Origin of the sequence: Metabacillus fastidiosus NBRC 101226 (genome assembly GCF_001591625.1) — a bacterium.
GTDB lineage: Bacteria > Bacillota > Bacilli > Bacillales > Bacillaceae > Metabacillus > Metabacillus fastidiosus.
In genome coordinates, this window is sequence record NZ_BCVG01000212.1 from 1 (window position 1) to 1799 (window position 1799).

Genomic DNA, 1799 nt, shown 5'->3' on the forward strand with positions numbered 1-1799 from the left:
CCTTATCCCATGGAATAAATTCGTGATAGCTCCAGTCAATGTTTGCAGAACGTTCCTTATGTAATTGATATAATTCTTTAATACGGGGTTCTAAACGTATATCCAAATCTGAATTTAACATTATCTTTTCTCCTTAAGATTTTTTGCTGTCTAACTTTAAATCAAGTAAATTCTCTTAATAATTATAATTTAAATGATAAAAAAAATACAAAAAAAAGCCGAGAGTTAACAATAACTTTGACAGAAAGTTCGTTGCATAATAAAAAAGACGATACTTCACTATTTAAGTATCGTACCACTTACTATTCTTGAACTAATCTGCACAATAGTTGAAGAAGACATTAAAATATCTAAATAAGTACTTTATACATAACTAGTTAACATAATCGAAATTTTGAGAAGTTGAAGTTAAAATTGAAGTCAATAAAAGTGTAAAAAATGCTAGAAAATCGTAAACTTTGAGGATATGTAAGTCTTAAGGAATATTTAGGTATTTTCCGTTTGCCTCTGAATAAGGGCTTTTTTAGTTGCTTATAGTGGTTTTTGTTTAAGGGATAGTTAAAAATTAATATTTATCATGTAGTGAGTTAAAAGAGGATTTATGAAAATCTAAAGGAGTTAGTCCTTATAAGCATTTAAAAATGCATCACACATATCAAAAAAAGCTTTATCTGTTTTAGACGTTTGTTTTTTTACTACATTCGTATTTAAAAGAAAATAAACTGGTTGATACATAGGATCTCCTCCTAAAAATTTGTTTAACTCTAACTTATAACTTAGACATGTTTATAAGCTGCTGCGTAAGCATCAAACATGTCAAATGAAGCTGTTTTAGCTGTTTTAACTATTTTAACTGTTTTAGACGTTTGTTTTTTTGTTTTATTATTTTTTTGAAAGAAATAAATTTTTTTAAACATGAAGATTCCTCCTAGATGTTTGTTTAATTCCATTTTGTTTATCGACTTTTGTCATTCGATATCTTTATTATCATTGATTTCATCTAGTTTGACAAAGGCGTAATTCTGTCATGAAAACGTAAACAAATGAAATAAAAGCCATCTCCATCATATATTTACTCTTGAAATCGCCCTTTTTCTCTATTTTTCATATAATGTTAATATTTTACATTATATGAACGAGTTATTTACCAATAAACAATTCAAATTATGTGATGGACAAATGAATTTAATTAACATCATAGATCTTATAGGAACTACTAACATTATCTTTTTATTTGCTGATTCGTAATTGGTAATCCTAAATCATGTACTTCAAACCTTTCACTTATATGTTAAGTATAAATTAAGAAAATACGTTAAATTCTTTTACTATAGATTATCTTATACACTGAGTATTTAGGGTGAAAAACGTTAATGAGTGAATATAATGTATATTTTTATCTACTGAGTTAAAATCAAAATAGCAGTTTGTAGAAAGAAAAATAATTATAAAAAATATTAAATTAGGGATTACTACTACACTGTGCTATGCTTAGTCTACCATTTATACTATTACTAATTGTGTTGTATGTTGCAAAAGCCCTATTCAATAAATAAATAGGGCTTTTTCCTTTTTTCACCTATAAAGTGAAGCTTTACTCGATGAAGTTTTCTTCATTCTCTACTAAGTATTAGTTGAACCATTCAAGCTTTTAGGGACAGTCAATCTCCCACTTAGTCTCTTGTTCCTCGTATCATCTTAATACGAGATAAAATAATTTAAACAAATAAAAAACAGACCCTACATGTAGGGTCTGTCACCATCTATTATTAAGCTGTTTTAACGTTTGTAGCTTGTGC

The 1799-nt window shown here is 27.2% G+C and carries 1 protein-coding gene; it reads right to left on the reverse strand.

What is annotated here, in order from left to right; translation table 11 throughout:
- Positions 1 to 776 precede the first annotated feature (776 nt).
- A complete protein-coding gene (locus BFA01S_RS22685; protein ID WP_156484005.1) occupies positions 777 to 917 on the reverse strand; it encodes a hypothetical protein in 141 nt (46 codons plus the stop codon).
- Positions 918 to 1799: the final 882 nt, after the last annotated feature.